Here is a 20,796-nt window from a genome sequence, read left to right as displayed (position 1 = left end):
CAAGAACTCAGAAGGCGGCCCGTCAGGTATCAAGAATTATTCACCAGTCCGATTACTCTATTCTCCTCAGTATGTGTGGAGTGATGAAGAAAATTATCTCTCTCCGAGTTACAGCTTTGCTGGTGGATTTGAAAAGATTACCTAGGAGAGGGATGCTTCTCAGGATTGGAATCCCACTCTCTGATGTCGACTCACTCTCCCGTATGAACCCACCAAGAACGACCGTCTCGCCGTCCTTGACCAGCTGCCTGGTGGTTGCCTCACTGGTGGTAATGATGGGTGCTCTCTGCAGGACCGAAGTCTCACTTACATTGGATAGCTCGGCATGGATATCTAAGGTTATCTCATCAAGAGAGTTTATGTGGGGCGTGGTTCTCAGAAGCGTTCCCACGGTATAAAGCTGAGTTATTGGATTTCCTCTCTGGTCGAGTGCAATGATCGTGAACTTTTTGCCTTCGAGAATCATCGCCTCCCGATTGTTAACAGCCACCACTCTCGGACTAGCTATGGTCTTCAGCTTGTCTTCTTTTTCGAATATTCTAAGCTTAGCATCAAGCAGCGCAAAATTTCTGAGGGTGGCGATGTGAACTTGGTGGCCCTCTTCAATGGGCTCACCAATTGTAAGGTCGCCGGTTATGTTGTACTTCTTGCTCGTCAGATTTTCCGTAGTCCACTGAAGGCCGAGGTCTCTCGAGAAATCATAATTCATCTCCACGACCTTCACAGCAATCTCAACCTGCGGCGTGGGAGAATCGAGAATTCCTATCAGTTTCGCGACCTTCCGCTGGCTCTCAGCGATGTCACTGACGACAAGGGAGTTTGTCCTGACATCCGATTCCACACGTCCCCTCTTCGAGAGGGACCTCGACACGACCGTGGAAATTTCCCTTACTTCGGCAAACTCTATCTTATAGACCCTGTCAACCAACGGAGCCGCTTTTTCCCGTTCGTCCCTCTCCCTTCCCAGACTACTGGGAGTGGCAATCCTTATTATTCCGCCTTCCTCAACATAGGCATAACCAGTAGCCTTGAGAATGATTTTGAGGGCTTGCTGCCAGGGGACGTCGCGCAGAGACACTGTTACCGTACCCTTGACGCCCTTTCCAGCAACCATGTTCCTGCCGCTGTATTCTGCCAGAGCCCTCAACACAGTCAAGAGATCAGCCCCCTCAAGGTCCATCGAAACCAGCTTTCCCAAACGCCTTGTTTGAGGCTGGGCCACCTTCTTGGTCGAAACAGTCTTTGTCGTCGGTGGAGATACGGTCGCTGGCTTGACCTGCTCCCTGGGAGGTTTGTAAACAACCGCCTCTGATCTGCTGGCACGCCATTCGGAAAAACCGGGAACACCAGTGCCTGTTTCCAGCGTTACTATGACGGTGTTGGCGGAGCCTACAACAGCGTAATCGACTGGGAGCGCCGTCTGGATGATGACTCTCCCGAAATCCGCCTGTTCAAATCGTGAGATGGATATACTTGAAACTCCGCCCCTGTTGATGCCAGAGTAATTCTGACCCTTGATGTTGTTTTGCAGGCCGGCACACTCCAGAACTATCCGAGAAGGGCCGGCAAGCCTGTAGTGTCTGAACGAAGTGGGAGAATCGCAGACCAGAATCACCTGCGTGCCCTGTGAAGACCTGGTGACTACAATGTCGTTCAGGCCCGCACCCAGTGCAACAGAAAACAAGAGAATTAACAGGGGTGGAATCATCAGTGGCACCTTACTTGCACTCTTAATCATCTCGACCTCCTCACCTCCGGCCTTGACCCTTAAGGGTAAGTGTATACTCAGACACAACTCCAAATTCTTCCAGGACAAACGTTATTGAATCCGTGGTGATACGCCCTACACTGCCGCCGGCAACCTCATCTCTTTCTCTCATCACGTAGCCCACGCCTCCCCTCTCCTTGATCACAGCCACTTTGCCGGCATACCCCCAGATGATACCCATAAGCACAAGATTGTTGATGCTCGGGACCGTCACGTCTTCCTTGGGGACCAAGGGTAGAAAAGGATCTCTTCTTCCAATCTTGTCGTAGTGATAGAACTCTCTTTCAAAGGGAAGTTCAACCTCGAGCGATTCATCCAAAGCAGTCGACAACGTGGATTCCGACGGCGTCTCTTCGCCGGACTCCTGACACAGAAGTGCTGATCCAGAACCAAAAATAAGAACAGCAATTAGAATGAAGATTCGTCTCATCGTGCCTCCCAGAACATAGGTCAGATGCTAGTCCTCTCCAAGTTCTGTGGGTGAAGGTTCGCGCCTTCTGCTCTGCCCGGGTGTCGCTCTGGGCTTCCTTCTGGTCGCTACCCTTGTCTTGGCTTCTGAAAGTACATAGGTCGTGAGCAGGAAATCCGCTGTCACACTTACATTTTCTCCTTTACTCCCAACCAGTTTCAGGCCGCTCACCCTCACGATTCTGGGTAGGTTGCCGATGGCACTCAAAAACCCACCCAAATCGTGGTAAGTAGCCGAGACGGCGACTCTTACGGGAACGGACACGTATATGTCTTCCGGTTTCATCGGATTTGGCTGAAAGAGCCGGAAAGAAACGTTGTTCTTTGCTCCGACCCGAGTTATCGAAGTCAACAGATCGGGGATCTCTTTCTCCCTGGGAAGCATCTCAGTGGCCTTCTCCCACTGGAGCTCCGCGATGCGGAGCCTTCTTTTCATTTCATCCAGCCGTTCTGCGACAGTCCTCGCTTTGTTGACCGAATCGATATAGGCCGCATGCTTCTCTTCAAGATCGTGTATCTTAATCTTGTTCTCTGCCAGGCCGTATTTATAGAACAGCCCGCTTGCTGCGATTCCCAGGACCGCAATAATTATCACCAAAAGTCTTTTGCGCATGTACTCTCCTCAAGCCTTAACTGCCAACTAACTCTCGCTTCTTCTCGCTCTACCCCCCAGTCGTCCGCAACGGCTTCGGGGAGGTGAGGTTTGTCGTAAGCTTAAACTTCATCAGCTCGTAGCCACCAACCTTGTCCCTGCTTACAACCGAGAGATTAACATTCTGGAAATACTGGGAAGCCTCAAGCTTCTTCATAAAATCTGCGACTATGAAATTAGAGAACGACATTCCCTCTATGGCCACAGATAGCTTTTTCTCAACAACAGATAGTATCCAACAATTTTCAGGCACGAGTCTACTCAGTTCATCCAACATGTGTGCAATCAAGAACCTATCCTTGTTCAGCTTGCCTATGATCTCAAGCTTAACCTTGATCGCACGCTCTTTCTCCTCCAGGTCCTTTACCAGTCGTACGGCCTCTTTCAGCCTTTTCAGTTCAGCCTGCATTGAAGCTATCTCATCGTCAAGCCGGGCGATTTCTCTTTTCTGCGCGGCAAACATGAAATACATCAATCCCAGAATGACCACAAAGATTACCACCACAATGGCAGTATCTGCACCCACGGGGATTCTTATTTTGACGGGCGCCCTGGCTGCTCTCGGTGCACGAGCCCTCGGCGCCAGTGTGGGTTTTCTCTTCCTTTCTTCTTTTGGAAGTAAATCAATCCTAATCATCTCAAGCACCTATCTTCATCCCCGCAGCGCCAGACCAACAGCCTGACTCAACGCGGGGGCCACCTTTTCGACGTCATCAGCGCCGAAAAGGGCCGGGTCATATGATATCTTCTTTATAGGATTAAGAATCTCCACCGGGACACCGAATTTCTCCGAGAGAAATGATGCTAGGCCGGGGATCGTTGCGCCACCGCCGGCAAGCACAATTCTATCCATCTTCTCAGTTCCTCCCGGGAGATAAGGAAGGACTCTCTCTATCCCCACGGAGAGGTCCTCGCTGAAGGACTGAAAAACAGACTGAAGAACATCATCGTCAATGTCCTTCGGCCTCTCTCCCTTGAGTACATCCATGGCCTGGTCAGTGCTCAGGCCGAGGTTTTTCTGAATTCTCTGAGAGCAATCGTTGCCAGCCTGTGTTATGTCTCTCGTGAAATGGCTTGTGTTATCTTGAACGAAGTTGATGTTGGTGACCTCAGACCCAATGTTGACGATGGCAATGAGCTCGCCAGGCTTGGCTTCATAGTTTGCCACGAAAGCATTCTGGACAGCGAAACAGGCCACATCCACGGCGACTGGATTCAAGCCTGCCTCTCTGAGCAGGGTGATGCGGGAACTAACGACCTCAGATTTCGCCGCCACAAGGAGGACCTCCATTTGCCCGCCTTCTGCATCAGGGTTTACTATTTCGAAGTCGAGCGACACGTCGTTTATGTCAAATGGAATGTGCTGCTCCGCCTCCCATCTTATCTGCTCCTGGGCTTCAGACTCTTTCATTTTCGCCATAGTTATCTTCTTCACTATGACTCCGCGGCCGGAGACGGCGACAACAACATCCTTGTTCTTTTCTCCCCTTGTATCAAAAAGGGTCTTGACAGTGTCGATGACAACTTCCCTATCCATAACCTCGCCGTCAACGATAGCGTCAGGAAGGAGTCTGCAAATTCCATAGTTTGCCAGACTGGGAGCTTTTGGTAGCCCCTGGATTTCTACAAACTTAACCAGGCAGCTACCAATGTCGAGCCCAACTGCAGACTTTTTCTTACCCAGCATCTTCTACCCCTTGCCTAGACAGCACTTGGCCTATATCTCGATGAATCTTCGAATCATTGATCCCCTAATGTGCCACTTTCTGCCGATCTTCCTGCCGGTCAGTTTCCTGTCCCTGAGATGTTTTCTGACAGTTTGCCCGCTCACTGAAAGAAAGGTGGCAGTCTCCTCGACTGTATAAAGTTTGTTTGGATCTATTTCCTTTGGTGCCAGTGGCATTGTTGCCTCCGAAAGCATCTATTTCTGCTATAGGTAACGATTATAGTGTGATGCCAACTATTTGTCAAGCGAAAAAATTAACTTTTGTTATTTTTTACTTGACATAACTATACTTAAGTAGTAGTATCTCTGCATGGTAGAGAAAACAAGATGGCGTTCGTTGGAAAATAGGTGTATCAAGGGAATCCGGCCCTTGACATTTTCCTTTAATTGGACTATCATAATCCATTGAGGAAAAGGAGGCTACGATGAAGATAGTCCCAGTAATTCTTGCTATTGTTGCCATTGTGGCCATGGGCTGCGGCCAGGTGAGCCAGATGCTGCCTACGCCTGAGGTGGTTATAGTTTGGGTCAATCCGCTGACAGGTGTGATAGACCAGGCGTCTGGAGATACCACCATCGCCGCCGACACCATCAGGTTTCAGGTGGCCAACTATGTCGACGCCGTGGTCACCAACCTTGAAATCAAATATTTCGACTCACACGGAGATAGTGAAATAGCGCCAGCGCTGCCACCCATCAACATGCATTTCGTTCTTCCAGGAGACACTACCACCGTCGACCTCTTGCATCTTCCCGTTCCGATAAGCCAGACCCTGGTCGACTACATTTACAATGGTAATGACTATGCTATTGCCAGATTGCGCTTTAATGGTGAAGACGCCTATGGACTCAATAAGGAATTCTATGTTGAGATGGATTGGGGAATCTGGAGAACGGATTACCCTTAGAAGAGTAGAAATCTGCTAGATCACTGCTATACAATTGAAGAAGCCCTGTACGAGGTCCGGTACAGGGCTTCTTCACTCGCCGCCACGTACTACGGTCTCACCTCACGCCAAGAGAGCACCGTACTCACATATTTCTTTTCAGGCTCAACAAACTCGAACACACCGTTGAGCCTCTTGTCCAGGATTATAGCACACTCACCACTGATCTCAGCATCGCCGCGGATTATGACCGCGCCCAGAATCACAGCCTGCTTGGAGATGGTAAGATCTCCTTTTTTTGCATAAAGTAGTGCCTTGACTATCACATTGGCCATATCCCCACCTACGCCAATATCCTCCCCGGCCAGAAAAGCTATTGCCTTCGCATCGTCGTCCTCATAGGTTACGTCGTTGCTGATATAGATGCTGAAAGGGGTAATGATTTTCACATCACCAAGTGGATCAAAGATGCTGTCGATAATTACATTGTCGTCAGAAAAGAAATAAGTTCCAGAGTCCATCTGCGCTGTAGCCCCACCCTTCCAGTGGTACCCCAGAGTGTCCAGCTCCCAGTTTGCTGGAACACTGCTCGGGTGCAGTCTGTCTATTATCTCGGCGCCGTGGTACTTCCAGTAATCATGAGACATGTTTATGAGAGGGACGGGAAAAGGATCCTCGCCTTCACTGTATCCTCCGTGAATATATGTTGTGTCAGATGGATCGTAGTTGACCAATGTGCCCGTAAGCCAAGTCTGACCAAACTTGGGAATGAAGGTGTCAATCGTATCTAACCTAATATCTCCATTAGCGAAGATCAAACCGGTACTGTCAAGATGGCCCAGGTCAGGGTTCGGAGGGGGTGTATGAGGTGGAGGATACCCTGTAAACACGTTTCTCATCTGCATAAGATCGTAGGAAGAAGAGGGGTTCCATTCCCCGCCGAAGAAGTTCACTTCCGTATCCATGTCGTACGACTCACTACCGTCCATATCTATGTATATCGTATCCCCGTCATTGTGTCTCAGAATCGATATCTCATCGCTGTATGCGGAAAACGTGGACAATCTCCCTGCTTTTGACGAAGATATCGCTCTGAAATAGATATCTCCTCCTGTATGAAGCGCGTAATAAAAATCCTCATAGTCGAGTGTGCTTACTATGAACTCAGTGATAGCTTTTCTCCTTACCGGATAGACCCCTCCATGCGCTGTGCCCGTTGCTTCGGCCACATGTATGGGGACGGCGCCCAGAGGCGGAGGCATGTCTGTCACGCGTTCCTTGGTGTCGGGATCATAGTAGATGACATCGCCGTCTCTGTTTTTCAAGTAGTGGACTGTGACGGGCGCAGTCGGATCTGCATAATTCAGTACGCCGCATCCAGGGAGCGTCAGGAAGCGCAGTGTATCGCCAGCGCCCGCAGGCGGACCTGAGGCGTAAATCTCCGACTGCCAGTCCGGATTGACAAAGTCCGCAGGGTCTCCAACATAGCTAGCGTCTGAGGTAATCCTGGTGAGAACTTCCTGAATGCCGGCATCAGCGACAAAAAGGGCCTTGTTGTCCCTCATCTGATGGCTGGCAATCTTTACGTCAGTGGTCGCCAGCATGAGAAGGGTGGAACCCATCACGAACAGCACAAGCAGAAGCATTATGGCGAGGACAAGGGCCATTCCTTTTTCATCGCGGCGTGTCATCCCTCCTGCAACTCCTTCTTTAGAAAACAAAACGGGCAGTCCCCTCAGAAGCTTACTACTCGACATACGCTGGCGTTATGAGATACGAAATACTTGGTCCACTATAATAGAAATAGATAGTAGCTTCAGACGCCTCGTCGTCCATCCTTTTTGTCTTAACCCTCAACATCAACTTTTCACAGTCAACAACGTCATCGTAGGTAGTATACTCGATTTTAACAAGGGACCGACCAGGTGCCTTGACAAGGTTGGTAGTTATGGCCAGTGAATCGGCGCTGAAAACGAGAGAGTCGTTACTACCGTCATTATCGCAGCAATAGATCTCCGGGACAAACTTGATATCGCAGTCCACATCTGACTCATAGTTACCCCAGAAATAGAATCTCCACAGACCCGATTCGACCATATTACCTTCGGGGATATCGTATTCGGTTATCCAGCGAGCGCTATCAGCATAGACCTTACTCGAGTCACCCGTTTCCCCCTCAACCTCCACCGTATCCTGCTGCCAGTAGATTATCAGGTCATATATGCCCATACTATCCGCAACCGCCATTGCCGTATCTTCTTCAAGAGTATCAGTATACCACACCACCCCACTGGGCAGGTACAGCGAGTCGCCTTGAGTGTTCCTCATAGGCATCACCTGAAGACCCTCAACATGAAGGGTGTCGAAATTCGGTGGCTGTCTGTCAGCCCATCGAGTACCAGGAACCCTATCGCGGACCGCGAACACCCCTTCCCGGCCGAGCCATGGGATATTTATCTTCATCGGATCCGACACCGTTACACAGGTCTTATTGAGCGTATCAGGGTCGTCCACTTTTAACCTAAGAAGAAGCTTGGGTTCCGTCATCATCATTTGAGGTACAAACCACATAAAACTGGCCAAACCTGTGCTGTCGAGACCCGTAGTATCGGGCATGACAGTATCGGGACCTTCGGTATACCTGAGAGTCTCCCACGTCCCCGGTGCTCCCAGGTCCAGGGAATACTCCAGGGTACTGGTCAATGAGTCCCACGGGGTGTCTGGATCATACACTACCCACTCAATGCGGATGAGGTTCCCACCCAGCTGATACGCTGCCAGCTCCGGCAGGGAGCAGCTCGGCATTAAGGACACCCTGATCAAAGGAACATCGTATCGAAAATCAAAATCGCACTCATCAGGCATTCCAGCATCATGGCCGGCTATGAAGATGAAAGGATTCGGGCGGCTACCACTCGTATACGTCGTACAGTACCAAGAATAATCATAGTCCCGCTTGAAGAACTCATAAAAAGCGTATTCAGAATCCGGGGGCACAATTTTGAAAGTGTCTGTACTGAGACTACCCCCTTCTACCACCCAAATACCCCATCCAAGGCGTGCAGTGTCTCCATACACAGTATCAATGAGAACGTCATCTTCCGACCAGAGACTGTCTTTATCTTTATCCCAAAAAACAGAACCATGGACCGTTCCATACGGTGAGTCAATGAAATAATCGACGTCAGTCACACTGGATTCGGTAACATCGACAGTCTGTATTGCGCCGCCAATGGTAAAATGCCACGGGTCCACCACGTCTTTCAATTCGACCTGGTAAGCTCCTGGAGCAACTTCAAAAGAGTAACTGCCGTCAGTGGCGCTTATATCATAAATGGCCGGACTCAACTCCACTCTCCAACCCTGAATTCCTGTCTGAGTTCCGCCGCAGTCACGGAAAACCGTGCCCGCTATCTCCCTGCGTTCAATTACAAAGGTCTTGGGTATGGTCACATCAGAGGTCACCCTGATCTGTCTGTAGCCGTTGTTGTCCGTGTAGTTCTTGTCCTTTTCAGGCATCTCTCCTATGGCAGTAACGGTTATCCTCGCAATCTGCCTCAATGTAGCAGCATCATCCGGCCAAATCAAAGGTGTTAGCGCTGCTATCTCGCTCTCATTCAATTCACCTTCAGGAGCTTCGGTGTCACCATAAAGCGAATCAGCAATACCGTCCCTGTCCGTATCGAGCCAGTAAAGGAAGAGGGGCTCAACAACCACGCCTGCGGGTATAGGCCCGCGAACCAGGGCGAGCTCGTCAAAAGTGACGGTGTTCTGTCCCAGGGCGCTGTTATAGCCATAAACCCGGCGTATCAGCATCATGTCGTAAGGATTGTAGGTCTCTGCTGTCGGACGATTTGCTGCAACATCATCCTGATCTATGTCCCCGTCCTCGTCGGCATCCAGGGTGTATACTATTGTTTCCGCGCCTGTGGTGTCATTAGGGCCTGTGGCGGACCTGAGCGAATGGGGCGGCAAGTTGGCACCCCCCCAATCGAGAGCCTGCGGGTCTCCCCTGGGGTCAGAAGTATCAGGATAGGGTTGCATGTTTGAGTTGTACATAATTTCAAAGGGGCCAGCATACTGCACTACTGGCTGGTAATTAAGCACGTCAACTCCATATCCAGCCATCCTCACATCACGGGAGAGAACATCAACAGCCACTCTCGCGTTTTGCTGAGCTTCAATCAGGTTAGCGGTAACTCGCGCACTCTGTTGGTTTCTTATCAGAATCGTAAAAAGAACAGCGGCTATAATTGTGAATATGGCCAGAGAAATAATCACTTCGACAAGGGTAAAACCGCTTGTTCTCCTCATCTTGGTCATCTACCTCCCTCCGGAGATCTTGGGTGATACATAAGTCGTCAGTCCCACCTTCCTGTATCCTCCGCCCGGCGTAATATACGTTACAGTGTCTGTAACTATTTTGAGCGCATCGTACGTACCAGGACCCCACTTGAGCGTACTTATACACCACTTGACTCTGTACGCTCGTATAACTGTGGAATCACATCCATCTTCAAGATTGTCATAGCCCAGCTCTACAAGCTGTTCCATCCTCTGCTGTGCCAGCTCAATCGCTTTGGTGATCCCCTCTCCCCTCATTCTGGCTCTGGACCCCAAGGGGAAAAGCGCAGAGATTGAGAGAAGCCCCAGGGCTATGACAACCATGGCCACCAGGAGCTCGATCATGCTAAATCCACTTTCGTTTCTCAGACCCATCTTCTTGCCTACCTCACTTCAGCCGAAGCCTTGTGAATCCCGCAATAGACACGTAAAGCTCAAACTCCTCTTGTATCGCAGTACTGCTAAACACTATTCTGCCGCTGGTACTCGCCTTTCCATCGGGGCTGAAAGAGAGAAAATCTTCAGTCCAGCCTTCCCCCTTGGCCATGTCTACCCGAAGGCCGAGAGGAATCCATGGTCCATCGTCTATCTTGTAAGCCTCATTATCCCAGGAGAAATAGATGGTGCGTGGCCTGGCTTCGGCTACTGCGGCCGCCCTGGCCAATCTCACCGATGCAAGGACTTTGTTGCTTGCCTGGTTGAGTAAGAGTTTTGGTCTGTATCCAATATAGAAAGGTATACTTATGGCCGTCATCACTCCTATTATGCCAATGACCACCATGAGTTCAATCATTGTGAAGCCTCGCGAACCTCTAACCATCGACCTTCCCTCCTTGTTGAGACACTACGCAAGAAGCGTGCCATCGAATCACGGCGTCATGTCAGAACTGTCTAAGTCTTTATACAACAAAAACATGCATCCAAGAACTCTCTGGAGAGGGCAGGATTTCTCGCTCTCCATTATGTATTTCATTACATAGTCACTATGAAGCTAAATACACAATCCTTATCCTAACCCATACTCCCTCACCTTTGCCAGTAGGGTTTTGTAGCTCACTTCTAGTCTTCTGGCCACCTGGCTCTTGTTCCCCCCAGCTTCCTGGAGAGCCTTGCTAATCAGTTCCTTTTCGGCCATCCTCCTGCCCCACGCCCCTGCAGCTTTAAGGTTTTCTTGCGGCATACCAGCAAGAGAGCTGAGCAGTTCAGGTTCACTCATCCCCCCTTCTAAGTGTTTGAGCAAAATCTTATCTGTATCTCCGAGGGCGACAGACCTTTCAATTACGTTCTCCAGTTGCCTCACATTCCCAGGCCAGTCGCTCCTGACCAGAAACTCCATAGCTTCTTTTTCAAACCCCAGTACCCTCTTTTTCATTTTTGCGGAGTACAGCTTGAGAAAATGTTCTGCCAGAAGCGGAATGTCTTTTCTCCGCTCCCGCAGGGGCGGTACGGATATGGCAATTACGTTCAGCCTGTAGAAGAGGTCTTCCCTGAACCTTCCAGCCTTAACCTCATCGGCCAGTCTCTTGTTGGTAGCGCAGAGCACCCTCACATCAACACTTCTGTACTGAGTATCACCAACTCTTCTTATCTCGCCCTCTTCAAGGACTCTAAGCAACTTCGCCTGGACAGAAAGGGGAGCGTCTCCAATCTCATCCAGAAAGATGGTTCCGCCGTCAGCTTCTTCAATCAGACCTCTTTCGTCCCTGATCGCTCCCGTAAAAGAACCCCTTTTGTGACCGAAGAGTTCGGACTCGAGGAGCGGTTCAGGAAGTGCGCTGCAAACGACTGCAATGAACTTCCTGGAATGCCTGTTGCTGGCATAGTGTATTGACCTGGCCACCAGTTCCTTACCGGTACCGGTCTCACCCTCAACGAGGATGTTCGAATCCGACTTGGAGATTCTCTCTATCAGTTCGTAGAGTTTCAGCATCTGCTCAGAAGCACCAACAAGGTTTCTGTAGGAGTACTTTCTTCTTACCTCACTTTTCAGATATATGTTCTCCTTGACCAGCTTGCCCTCCTCAATCGCCCTCTTGATCAGTATTATCAGGTGATCAGTATCAAAGGGCTTTGCAATGAAATCGTATGCGCCCTCCTTCATCGCCTTCACTGCCGTCTCCACACTGCCGTAGGCGGTCATCATTATGACAGGAAGAGTGGCATCCTCTTTCTTCAAATCCCTCAAGACATGTATTCCATCTTTCCCTGGAAGCCTCAAATCAACCAGCGCTACGTCAAACCTTGAAGCACCTGTCTCTACCTTTGCAGATTTTCCATCGCCCACGGCCACAACTTCAAACTCTTCGCCAACCAGCGTCTCCTTCAGCATGTCCCTGAAGCTCTCTTTGTCATCGACTATCAAAACCCTATCCATTTGCTCCCTCTTCTTTGGGAAGATGGACGGTCACAGTTGTACCCACCCCTTCTTCGCTTTCAATCTCAATACTTCCACGGTGTGAAGTAATTATCTTGTGGGCTATGGGTAATCCAAGCCCAACTCCCCCCTGGGTCAGACTGAAGAAAGGTGTAAATACCTGTGAAATCTTCTCCTTTGGAATTCCACGACCGGTATCCCTTATCTTAACCACTGCCATCTGCCCGTTCTGGACAGAGTCGATGCTAAGACTGCCGCCGTCAGGCATTGCGTCAATACCATTCCTGAGAAGATTTGCAAAGGCCTGCTTGAGGAGTACAGCGTCACCTACTATATTCAGTGAACTTACACCGAAGGAAACATTCCTGTCTATGCCTCTGTTCCTCATCTCCTCGTGCAAAGGTTCGAGAATCTCCTCAATAAGAGCTCCGAGGTCCACTACGGACGGATTAACCTCTGCAGGCCTCGCAAAACTCAAGAAAGACTCTACCACATCATTCAACATCATAGACTCTTTTATAATCTTGTCAATGGTCTGAATAGATGATCCTTTCTTCTTCAACAGATTGGCAAAACCGATTATGGATCCGACCGAGTTCTTGAACTGGTGAGCGATTCCTGCGGACATCTCGCCCAGAGAGGCAAGTTTCTCCTTCAATAGAATATTCTCCTGAAGCCTTTTCAACTCAGTGATATCGGTCAAGAGCAACGCTGCGCCCAGTATTTCTCCTCTGGCTCCCCTCAGCACAGAGGAGCTAAGCCTCAACGTGGACTGAACGTTCCCCCTGGCCACTTCGATTTCGACATCCTTGCGGATTCTGCCACTGTTCAATGCGCCCTTTAGCATCTCCGTCAAGGTCCGATGGAGCAACACTTTCAGGTATGGACGCCCAACAGCTCCCTCAGTCTCTATGCCCAGCATCTCGCCGGCTGCTCTATTGAATGTCACCAGACTGCCGCCTGAGTCTGCGCTGATCACCCCTCCAGACATGCTGGACAGAATATACCTATTATATTCTTCAAGACTCTCTGCCTTGCTTTTCTGTTCGGCGTAGAGCCTTCCCAGTTCAGCCTCCTTCTTCCTCAGATCTTCAATCACCCTCTGAAAGGTCGATATTATGAATTCGCTGTCCTCTTCTCCGTCGGCCTCATGTCTGATCACCTCAGCGGTCTCCTTCAACCTCCTGAAGGGTCTCAACACAGAGACGACGAAAAAGAGGGCGACTCCTACCACAGAGACCATGCCCAGAATTCTTACCACCATGTAGCTTCTAGCCATTCTCAGAAGACGCCTGTGAAGCGAGAAGTCCGAGCCTATTGCCAGCACGGCATACACCTTTTGACCATCTGAAAGAGGGGAAAACAGATACCTTGTCCAGAGGGGGCCTTCGCTTTTCACGTTCGCGAAAAGATCTTCGCCTGACCAGACGGGATCCAGATCCGGAAAGTCCTCTTCAACCAGTTTCACAGTTGCGGGGTGTTCAATAATGCGTGAGTCGAGGAGAACCCGGTATTCTTTGTCGATTATCGTAGCTCTTAGTAGTCTGCTCCTGAGCGCCGCACTTCTCAGGCTCTTTCTGAGAAGCCTCGCGGGTTCCTCGCCACCCTTGCCTTGCAGAAGAGCTCTCAGAGAACTGATCTCAAGCCTTTCTTTGACCATTACAGATGAAACTAGAAGCCTTCTGTCGAACTCATCGACCATAACATTTTCAAGTCTGGAAAGCGCATAGTAGAGACCGACGTCCACCAGCAGAAGAAAAACTACGAGCAACAGGACAAAAAGCCTCGTGCTGGCTTCAAATCCTATCCCTACACTACCAGGTCTCCTCATTCTTCCGCCTTCCTGACAGGGCAGGCCTTGACACAGATCCCACAGATGTACACCCCTATGCCCGGCCTTCTGGCGAATGTCTTCAACTGGGAAAGGCATTTGCTCATGTCGTAGCCGGATTCGCTTATTGCACCTGCCGGGCATAGCTCAATGCATCGCGCGCACTTCCCGCATCCATTCTCTATCAGACCTCCTATCTCTACTGGCAGGTCTGTTAGAATCGAAGCGAACCTGATCCTCGCGCCGTGCTTCTTGTTCACCACCAGCCCTGACTTGCCTATCCAGCCCAGACCCGAGGCAACAGCAACCGCCTTGTGCGACATGTGCCCGACCTGTCTCTCCCAGTCAACAGTCTGAGAAGCAGGAATTGCCAGAGCCCTCCTCCCTGACGATTCGATCAAGCGGGCTACCCTGGCTGCGCACTGATCGAGTATCCAGTTGACCGTCTTATAGTGCTGTTTGTACAAGAGCGTCGGGCTGTCTTTTATGTTTTCGACTACGGAGTCTGAGAGCCTGTACCCCAACGAGATCCCGTACTGCAGACTGGAAACAGACCCCTTGAGCGACTCGTGCACCAGACTTTCCATCCCATTCACGCTGGCAAACCCAATAATATCCACCCCGGAATCCGCAGCAAGCTTAGCGAGCCTCCTCGTCCAATCATCAAACTCAGTCAGTGACATCGCTTCAGTCAACTCTGCTCCGAAAGGAGAATATCGACAAACGACGTGTGTATGTTCCCCTGCAGGAACTCTTCGTTCTCGATTATTCTCTGATGAAAGGGGATTGTTGTCTTGACTCCCTCAATCACAAATTCAGAAAGTCCTCTGCTCAGCCTGGCAATCGCTTCTGTCCTGGTATTGCCAAAGGCTATCAACTTTGCCAGCATTGAGTCGTAGAATGGAGGGATTTCATACCCAGCATACACATGCGTATCAACCCTGATTCCTGGCCCCCCTGGGACGTGGAATCCCAGAACCTTGCCCGGACTCGGGATGAACCCTCTCTCAGGGTCTTCCGCGTTTATCCTGCACTCGATTGCGTGGCCAGCCAATTTGATGTTTTCCTGCTTCAATGACAATTTCTCGCCTGACGCGACCCTGATCTGCTCTTTTATCAGGTCTACCCCGGTTACCAGCTCTGTGACCGGGTGTTCGACCTGAATTCTCGCGTTCGTTTCCATGAAGTACATTTTCGATTTGGACTCCATGAGAAACTCCATAGTTCCTGCACTGTCATATCCAACAGACTTCGCACCTTCTACTACCAGTTCTCCCATCTTTTTCCTGCACTTTTCATCTACTGCGACAGAAGGCGCTTCCTCAACAAGTTTCTGGTGCCTCCGCTGAATCGAGCACTCCCTCTCTCCGAAGTGAAGAACGTTCCCATCTCCGTCTGCGAGAATCTGAAACTCGATGTGACGTGGTTTGCTCAGGTATTTCTCGAGATAGAGCCTCCGATCACCGAAGGCTGCCATCGCCTCAGCCTGGGCGATCCTGAAACCGCTTTCCAACCCCTTTCTGTCAGAAGCCAGTCTCATCCCCTTTCCGCCGCCACCCGCTGCAGCTTTGAGAATAACTGAATAACCTATCTTCTCAGCAATTGCCGCGGCTTCCTCAATGGAAACGACGGCATCTTCGCTTCCGGGAACCACAGGAATTCCCAACTTGCGCATCGCACTCCTGGCTGCTATTTTGTCTCCCATAGCCGACAACACTGAAGAAGATGGGCCTACAAGCCGTATTCCGCAGCTTTCGCAAACATCGGCAAACTCTGGATTCTCAGCAAGGAAGCCATACCCGGGATGTATGGCATCGGCGTTGGTGACCTCGGCCGAACTGATTATTCTCGGAATGTTCAGATAACTCTTGGCACTCTCGGGAGGGCCTATGCATAGGGCTTCGTCAGCAAATCTCACATGGAGTGAATCCTTGTCTGCTTCGGAAAAGACTGCTACTGTGGCTATCCCCAGTTCCCTGCAGGCGCGAATGATTCTAAGGGCGATTTCGCCCCTGTTTGCTATGAGCATTTTCTTGAACATATTCCGGCTTGGGGAGGAAAAGACCGCGGGGACCTATTTGTTCTCGAAAGAACCCCATCCACGGTCGGCAGTGGCTTCAATACCTCTCAGGCGCAGATTGAACTCATCCGGATTGGTCACATTTTCTATGGCTGCATCATAGGTGATCATACCATCCACGTACAGACGCATAACTGACTGGTCGAAGGATTGCATGCTGTATTGGGCCATGCCTTCTTCAATCGCTGACGGAATGAGCATAGTTTTAACCGGGTCCAGAAGATACTCCCTTATCGTAGCCGTAGAAATCATTATCTCCACAGCAGGAATTCTTCCCTTCCCATCTGCTCTTGGCATTAGCCTTAGACAGACCACACCTGAAAGGGTGGTTGCCAGCAAGACCCTGATATGCTGCTGCTGGTGAGTGGGATAGAACGATATGATTCTATTTATCGTTTCTGTGGCATTCATGGTGTGCAGCGTGGCCATAACAAGATGACCAGTGTCTGCAGCCTTGATGCCCGTATCAATTGTAGCCTTATCTCTGATCTCTCCAATCAGGATAACATCTGGATCCTGTCTCATCACATGCTTGAGTGCAGACGCGAAGGAATGTGTATCTGTTCCGAGCTCCCTTTGATTAATCACGCTTTTATCATCTCTAAAGACAAATTCGATGGGATCTTCTATTGTGATGATATTCTTGGCAATGGTCATATTTATGTGTTCAATCATTGCAGCCAGCGTGGTTGACTTGCCGCTTCCTGTCGTTCCCGTACAGAGTATGAGCCCTCTGGGTTTCATACAGAGATCTTTCAGTACCGGCGGGAGGTTCAGTTGATCCAGGTGCTTCACCGACAGGGGGACTGTCCTCATCGCAATGGCAATAGAGCCCCTCTGCATATAGGCGTTTACCCTGAAACGGCAAAGATCCTGAATACCTATTGAGAAGTCCAGCTCTTTGTCCCTTTGAAACCTACGCTGCTGGTCCTCAGTCATCAACTGAATCGCAATCTTCCGCAGGTGGTCCGGGCTCAGTATCTTTTCGTTGGCAGGAACCAGTTTGCCATCTATCCTCAGTATGGGCCGTGCCCCTGCCTTCAAATGCAAATCAGACGCATCATCTTTGACCATCTGTTCAAGTAGAGGCTTTAGATCCATGTTTCACCTCCGCAAATATTATCAAGTCGGCTCAATAAGGAAGAGTTCTTCCCCGTATCCCACAGGTTGCTCATTCTTGACAAGAACCTCCACGACCCGACCCTCGAATTCAGATTCTATTTCGTTCATGAGCTTCATCGCCTCAATGATGCAGAGAACCTGGTTTTTCTTCACATAGTCTCCCACTTCGATGTAGGAAGGAGCGTCCGGTGCCGGAGCCCTGAAAAAGGTCCCCACCATTGGAGCAACCGCTGCGACAAGCCCCTCTTTGCGCTGCTTGCTCGGCCTTCCCACCTCTTGAGTCGGTGCGGGACTGACCGCCTCGACAACGGCCGGACCCTTAGCCGAACCACTGTTCTTGCTTATTCTCACTCTGGTACCAAATCTTCCCACCTCGAGTTCTGAGATCCTGCTTTCCTCCACAAGCTTGATAAGCTTCTTTATTGTAGACATTCTCATGCTGGCCAACCCTCCATCCCTTTCACTTCCCTTTCTCTTGTTTTCCCACCCGTTCTACATATTCCTTGGTTCTCGTGTCAACCCTGACCACATCACCCTCGTTCACAAAAAGTGGTACTGCAATGACAGGACCTGTTTCAAGAGTTGCCGGCTTGCTCCCCCCGCTTGCTGTATCACCTTTGAGACCAGGGTCAGTGGTTGTCACCACCAGATCGCAGAAGGTGGGGAGTATCACTCCCACAAGTTCTTCACCTGCATACAGCACGGTTGTCAGAGTACCTTCTTTAAGAAAAGAAAGTTTGTCCTTGAGGTAGTCTTCTGGGACAAGTATCTGTTCGAAGGTCCCCTTGTCCATGAACACGTATGAATCACCATCCTTATATATGTACTCCATCGACCGCCTCTCCAGTCTCACCTCAGTGACCTTCTCACCTGCCCTATAGGTCTTTTCTGTCACAGCACCAGTTCTCACGTTCTTCAGCTTGCTCCTCACAAATGCGCCACCTTTACCCGGCTTTACATGAAGAAATTCTACTATTTCAAGGATATCTCCATCCACTCTCAATGTCATCCCATTTCTGAAATCAGCAGTTGTGGCCATCAGTGCCTTTCAGAGTTCCAGCAGATCCTTGGGAGATCCCGTGAGTATCTCACACCCTTCTTTTCGCACGACAACCGTATCCTCAATCCTCACTCCCCACCTTTTGGCCAGATATACGCCTGGTTCCACTGTAAACACCGTGTTTGTTTCCACTGGACTGTCATTCTGAGACGACAGGCTTGGTTCTTCATGAACGTCGAGCCCAACACCGTGCCCCAGCCTGTGTCCGAAGTTTTCGCCATAGCCGGCCTGCTCTATCTTTCCTCTTGCGGCCTTATCAAGATCCGAGCACTTGACACCAGATTTTATCAGGTCCACCGCCTTCTGCTGCGCATCAAGAACCAGATGGTATATGTTTCTCTGGGAATCGTCTGCTTTTCCCACAACCACCGTTCGAGTCATATCAGAACAGTAACCTTCAAACACTGCCCCCATGTCAAAAGTGACCATGTCTCCTTTCTCCAGCTCCCGGCTCCCCGCTCTGGCATGTGGCATGGAAGATCTCGGCCCGGAGGCCACGATTGTATCAAAAGCCGGACCGGACGAACCTCTTTTCCTGAACTGGTAGTCAATCTCAGCTGCAAGGTCCGCTTCGCACACCCCCGGCTTAACCTGCTTCAAGATCTCAGAAAAGACCTCATCACCTATCTCACACGCGTGTCTGATCTTTCCTATTTCAAAGGAATCTTTCACAACCCGCAGTTCCTGAACAAGATTCTCGCATGGTACAAGATCTGTACCGGGCAGGGCCTCTTTCAACTTTCCGAAATCAAAACAGCTCACGGACTTCGCCTCAAAACCAAATCTCCCCTTAAAGCCATTCCGCACTTTGGCAGCCTCAAGAAAAGGGAGTTCCTTTGTTATCCGAATATCGAACCCGGAGGTCTCCTCCTCCACCTGCTCTGCGTATCTGAAATCTGTGATCAAAATCGCATCGGCCGAATCAACCAGGAGCGCCCCCCACGACCCAGTAAATCCGGTTATATACCTGAGGTTCTTTGGATCGACAACGAGAAAACGATCGACACCGTTTGCTTTCATTTGCTTTCTTAGACGAACAAGCCTTGGATGCATAGAAAACCCTTATTTTTCCAGACCATCCAGCCAATTCTGGAAGGATTCAAACCCTTCCCTGGACTCCTCGCCTTCTTTTGGTTTAGCCTTTTCTTTCCCCTCCATCATAGAAGGATGCACAGTTTCTTTCGGCCTGACGGGTTCTGAGGTCACTTCTTCATCTTTGAAAAGTTCGTTCAGAGAAATAGTTTCGGTAGCCGAAGGTTTCTCAAGTTCTGAGTCATCTGGTGGCTGCACCTCTGGAGTTGGCTCGGGTTGAGCAATAGGGGCTGAAGATTCAGATATAGGCTCGAGGATTTCGCTGGGGAAGACACTTTCCTCTCTGACGATAGGCTCAAGGCCTTCTCTCAGTTCCGCCAACCTCCTCTTGTACTCCTCGTTAGAGGGTTCCGTTTCAAGGAGCCTTTCATAGGTCTCGATTGCTTTATCTATTGCTCCCTGCGCAGCATAGAGTTCAGCAAGTCCCTTGTCGGCCTCAGGAATCTGACGACTCTCTTCACTCGGCAGTTCCGCATATGTGTCCGCTGCGCCAGACCCTTCCTCGCCATCAGGCAGCTGCTCGCCCTCCACGTCAGGCTCTGCTATACCTCCGAGGTCCAGCGGTTTTCTCACAGTGCCTCTTTCACCAACAACTGTTGGCTCAAGGAATGCGGGAGGCACATCCTCGGTCCTCTCGATTTTGTCAGGCTCCCTGGCAGCAGCGTCAGGTATAGTCCCAAAATCAAACGGACTTCTACGACTTTCCTCCGCGCCTCCAGCCACTGGCGTTGAGGATTCTCCACCAAACACTGCCTCCAAATCCGGTTTCGTCTCGCGACCGGCTTCAGGGGAGATACCGCTTGCGTCTGGCGCACCCGCAGCCTGCTTCTTCTCCTCTATACTTCCGATATCGAACACGCTGGGATCGGCATTGCTGCTCAGTTCTTCCGGCACCGGCTCTGCGTCCCCCGCTCCCAACTCTTCGAGCGATCTTTCTACGTCTGCATTGCCGGGGTCAGTCTCCAGAAGCTGTTTGAACCTTTTGATAGCTTCCTCTTTCTGCCCAAGCGAAACAAGCATGCTCGCGTATAGCTTTGCAGCAACAAAGTTCTCAGGCGCAACTTCAAGAGCCTTTTCAAACTCAGCACGAGCAAGTTCATACATCTTCTGGTCCTGATAGCATCTTCCCAGAACAATATATGCACTCGCATAGCCAGGATGCTTGTCCAGACCTTTCTTCACAATGTCTATCGCTTCCTCAATCAGGCCGCTCCTTCTGTAAGAGTCAGCAAGGGGAGCAAAGACCATCGAATTGGGATCTTTGGACAGTTTCTCCGTCAGCCGTTCTATCTCCGGGTCCAGAAAATCTGGGTCGGCCATTTCTTAGAAACCCCCTTTGGAAAGCACCTCCACTGTATCGGAATCCTCTTCCGCCAAATTCATATTTTAATG

19 protein-coding genes are annotated in these 20,796 nt (G+C 50.3%); 1 reads left to right on the top strand and 18 read right to left on the bottom strand.

The features are described 5' to 3' along the window. Positions 1-52 precede the first annotated feature (52 nt). The 6 genes from E3J62_11615 to E3J62_11590 are packed head-to-tail and all read right to left on the bottom strand — an operon-like array spanning position 53 to position 4,809. Positions 53-1,738 carry a type IV pilus secretin family protein gene (locus E3J62_11615; GenBank protein ID TET43987.1) on the bottom strand — a complete coding sequence of 562 codons (1,686 nt, stop codon included), beginning with the start codon at positions 1,736-1,738 and terminating at the stop codon, positions 53-55. A 10-nt stretch (positions 1,739-1,748) separates the two neighbouring features. Next, complete coding sequence (locus E3J62_11610) at positions 1,749-2,198, bottom strand: hypothetical protein (GenBank protein TET43986.1); 450 nt, start codon at positions 2,196-2,198, stop codon at positions 1,749-1,751. A 27-nt stretch (positions 2,199-2,225) separates the two neighbouring features. Further along, positions 2,226-2,849 (bottom strand): hypothetical protein, encoded by a 624-nt coding sequence (locus E3J62_11605; GenBank protein ID TET43985.1) that lies wholly within the window; start codon positions 2,847-2,849, stop codon positions 2,226-2,228. A gap of 49 nt (positions 2,850-2,898) precedes the next feature. Then, positions 2,899-3,525 (bottom strand): hypothetical protein, encoded by a 627-nt coding sequence (locus E3J62_11600; protein ID TET43984.1) that lies wholly within the window; start codon positions 3,523-3,525, stop codon positions 2,899-2,901. A gap of 15 nt (positions 3,526-3,540) precedes the next feature. Then, positions 3,541-4,575: a type IV pilus assembly protein PilM gene (gene pilM, locus E3J62_11595; protein ID TET43983.1), complete on the bottom strand. Its 1,035-nt coding sequence runs from the start codon at positions 4,573-4,575 to the stop codon at positions 3,541-3,543. A 30-nt stretch (positions 4,576-4,605) separates the two neighbouring features. Next, positions 4,606-4,809 (bottom strand): DNA-binding protein, encoded by a 204-nt coding sequence (locus E3J62_11590; GenBank protein TET43982.1) that lies wholly within the window; start codon positions 4,807-4,809, stop codon positions 4,606-4,608. A 230-nt stretch (positions 4,810-5,039) separates the two neighbouring features. On the opposite strand from E3J62_11590, the gene E3J62_11585 reads away from it, so the two are divergent. Further along, on the top strand, positions 5,040-5,522 hold the full coding sequence (locus tag E3J62_11585) for a hypothetical protein (GenBank protein TET43981.1): 483 nt from the start codon (positions 5,040-5,042) through the stop codon (positions 5,520-5,522). An 89-nt stretch (positions 5,523-5,611) separates the two neighbouring features. Here E3J62_11585 and E3J62_11580 read toward each other — a convergent pair whose 3' ends face one another. The 12 genes from E3J62_11580 to E3J62_11525 form a co-directional block, all read right to left on the bottom strand. Then, complete coding sequence (locus tag E3J62_11580; protein TET43980.1) at positions 5,612-7,258, bottom strand: hypothetical protein; 1,647 nt, start codon at positions 7,256-7,258, stop codon at positions 5,612-5,614. Further along, positions 7,248-9,824 carry a type II secretion system protein gene (locus tag E3J62_11575; protein TET43979.1) on the bottom strand — a complete coding sequence of 859 codons (2,577 nt, stop codon included), beginning with the start codon at positions 9,822-9,824 and terminating at the stop codon, positions 7,248-7,250. Before E3J62_11575 ends, E3J62_11580 begins: the two co-directional genes overlap by 11 nt. Further along, positions 9,825-10,220 (bottom strand): prepilin-type N-terminal cleavage/methylation domain-containing protein, encoded by a 396-nt coding sequence (locus tag E3J62_11570; GenBank protein TET43978.1) that lies wholly within the window; start codon positions 10,218-10,220, stop codon positions 9,825-9,827. It abuts the gene before it with no gap. Positions 10,221-10,233: 13 nt separating this feature from the next. Further along, positions 10,234-10,665 (bottom strand): prepilin-type N-terminal cleavage/methylation domain-containing protein, encoded by a 432-nt coding sequence (locus tag E3J62_11565; protein TET43977.1) that lies wholly within the window; start codon positions 10,663-10,665, stop codon positions 10,234-10,236. Between the two features lie 186 nt (positions 10,666-10,851). After that, positions 10,852-12,219 carry a sigma-54-dependent Fis family transcriptional regulator gene (locus tag E3J62_11560; protein TET43976.1) on the bottom strand — a complete coding sequence of 456 codons (1,368 nt, stop codon included), beginning with the start codon at positions 12,217-12,219 and terminating at the stop codon, positions 10,852-10,854. Next, a complete protein-coding gene (locus tag E3J62_11555; protein TET43975.1) occupies positions 12,212-14,194 on the bottom strand; it encodes a PAS domain S-box protein in 1,983 nt (660 codons plus the stop codon). The genes E3J62_11560 and E3J62_11555 overlap by 8 nt, the downstream gene beginning before the upstream one ends. Positions 14,195-14,741: 547 nt before the next feature. After that, entirely contained in the window at positions 14,742-16,091 is a 1,350-nt protein-coding gene (gene accC, locus E3J62_11550; GenBank protein ID TET43974.1) for an acetyl-CoA carboxylase biotin carboxylase subunit, read from the bottom strand. A gap of 33 nt (positions 16,092-16,124) precedes the next feature. After that, positions 16,125-17,231: a type IV pilus twitching motility protein PilT gene (locus E3J62_11545; protein TET43973.1), complete on the bottom strand. Its 1,107-nt coding sequence runs from the start codon at positions 17,229-17,231 to the stop codon at positions 16,125-16,127. Positions 17,232-17,252: 21 nt separating this feature from the next. Next, the gene (gene accB / locus E3J62_11540) at positions 17,253-17,690 is read right to left on the bottom strand and encodes an acetyl-CoA carboxylase biotin carboxyl carrier protein (protein TET43972.1); all 438 of its coding nucleotides are present in this window, start codon (positions 17,688-17,690) and stop codon (positions 17,253-17,255) included. A gap of 22 nt (positions 17,691-17,712) precedes the next feature. After that, complete coding sequence (gene efp / locus E3J62_11535; protein TET43971.1) at positions 17,713-18,291, bottom strand: elongation factor P; 579 nt, start codon at positions 18,289-18,291, stop codon at positions 17,713-17,715. A gap of 9 nt (positions 18,292-18,300) precedes the next feature. Beyond that, entirely contained in the window at positions 18,301-19,365 is a 1,065-nt protein-coding gene (locus E3J62_11530; GenBank protein TET43970.1) for an aminopeptidase P family protein, read from the bottom strand. 9 nt (positions 19,366-19,374) lie between these two features. After that, a complete protein-coding gene (locus tag E3J62_11525) occupies positions 19,375-20,724 on the bottom strand; it encodes a tetratricopeptide repeat protein (protein ID TET43969.1) in 1,350 nt (449 codons plus the stop codon). Positions 20,725-20,796: the final 72 nt, after the last annotated feature.

It is taken from the genome of candidate division TA06 bacterium (assembly GCA_004376575.1).
GTDB lineage: Bacteria > Hydrothermota > DG-26 > E44-bin18 > E44-bin18 > E44-bin18.
Note: the sequence above shows the minus strand (reverse complement) of the source record. Positions and strands in the feature narration are given on the sequence as shown.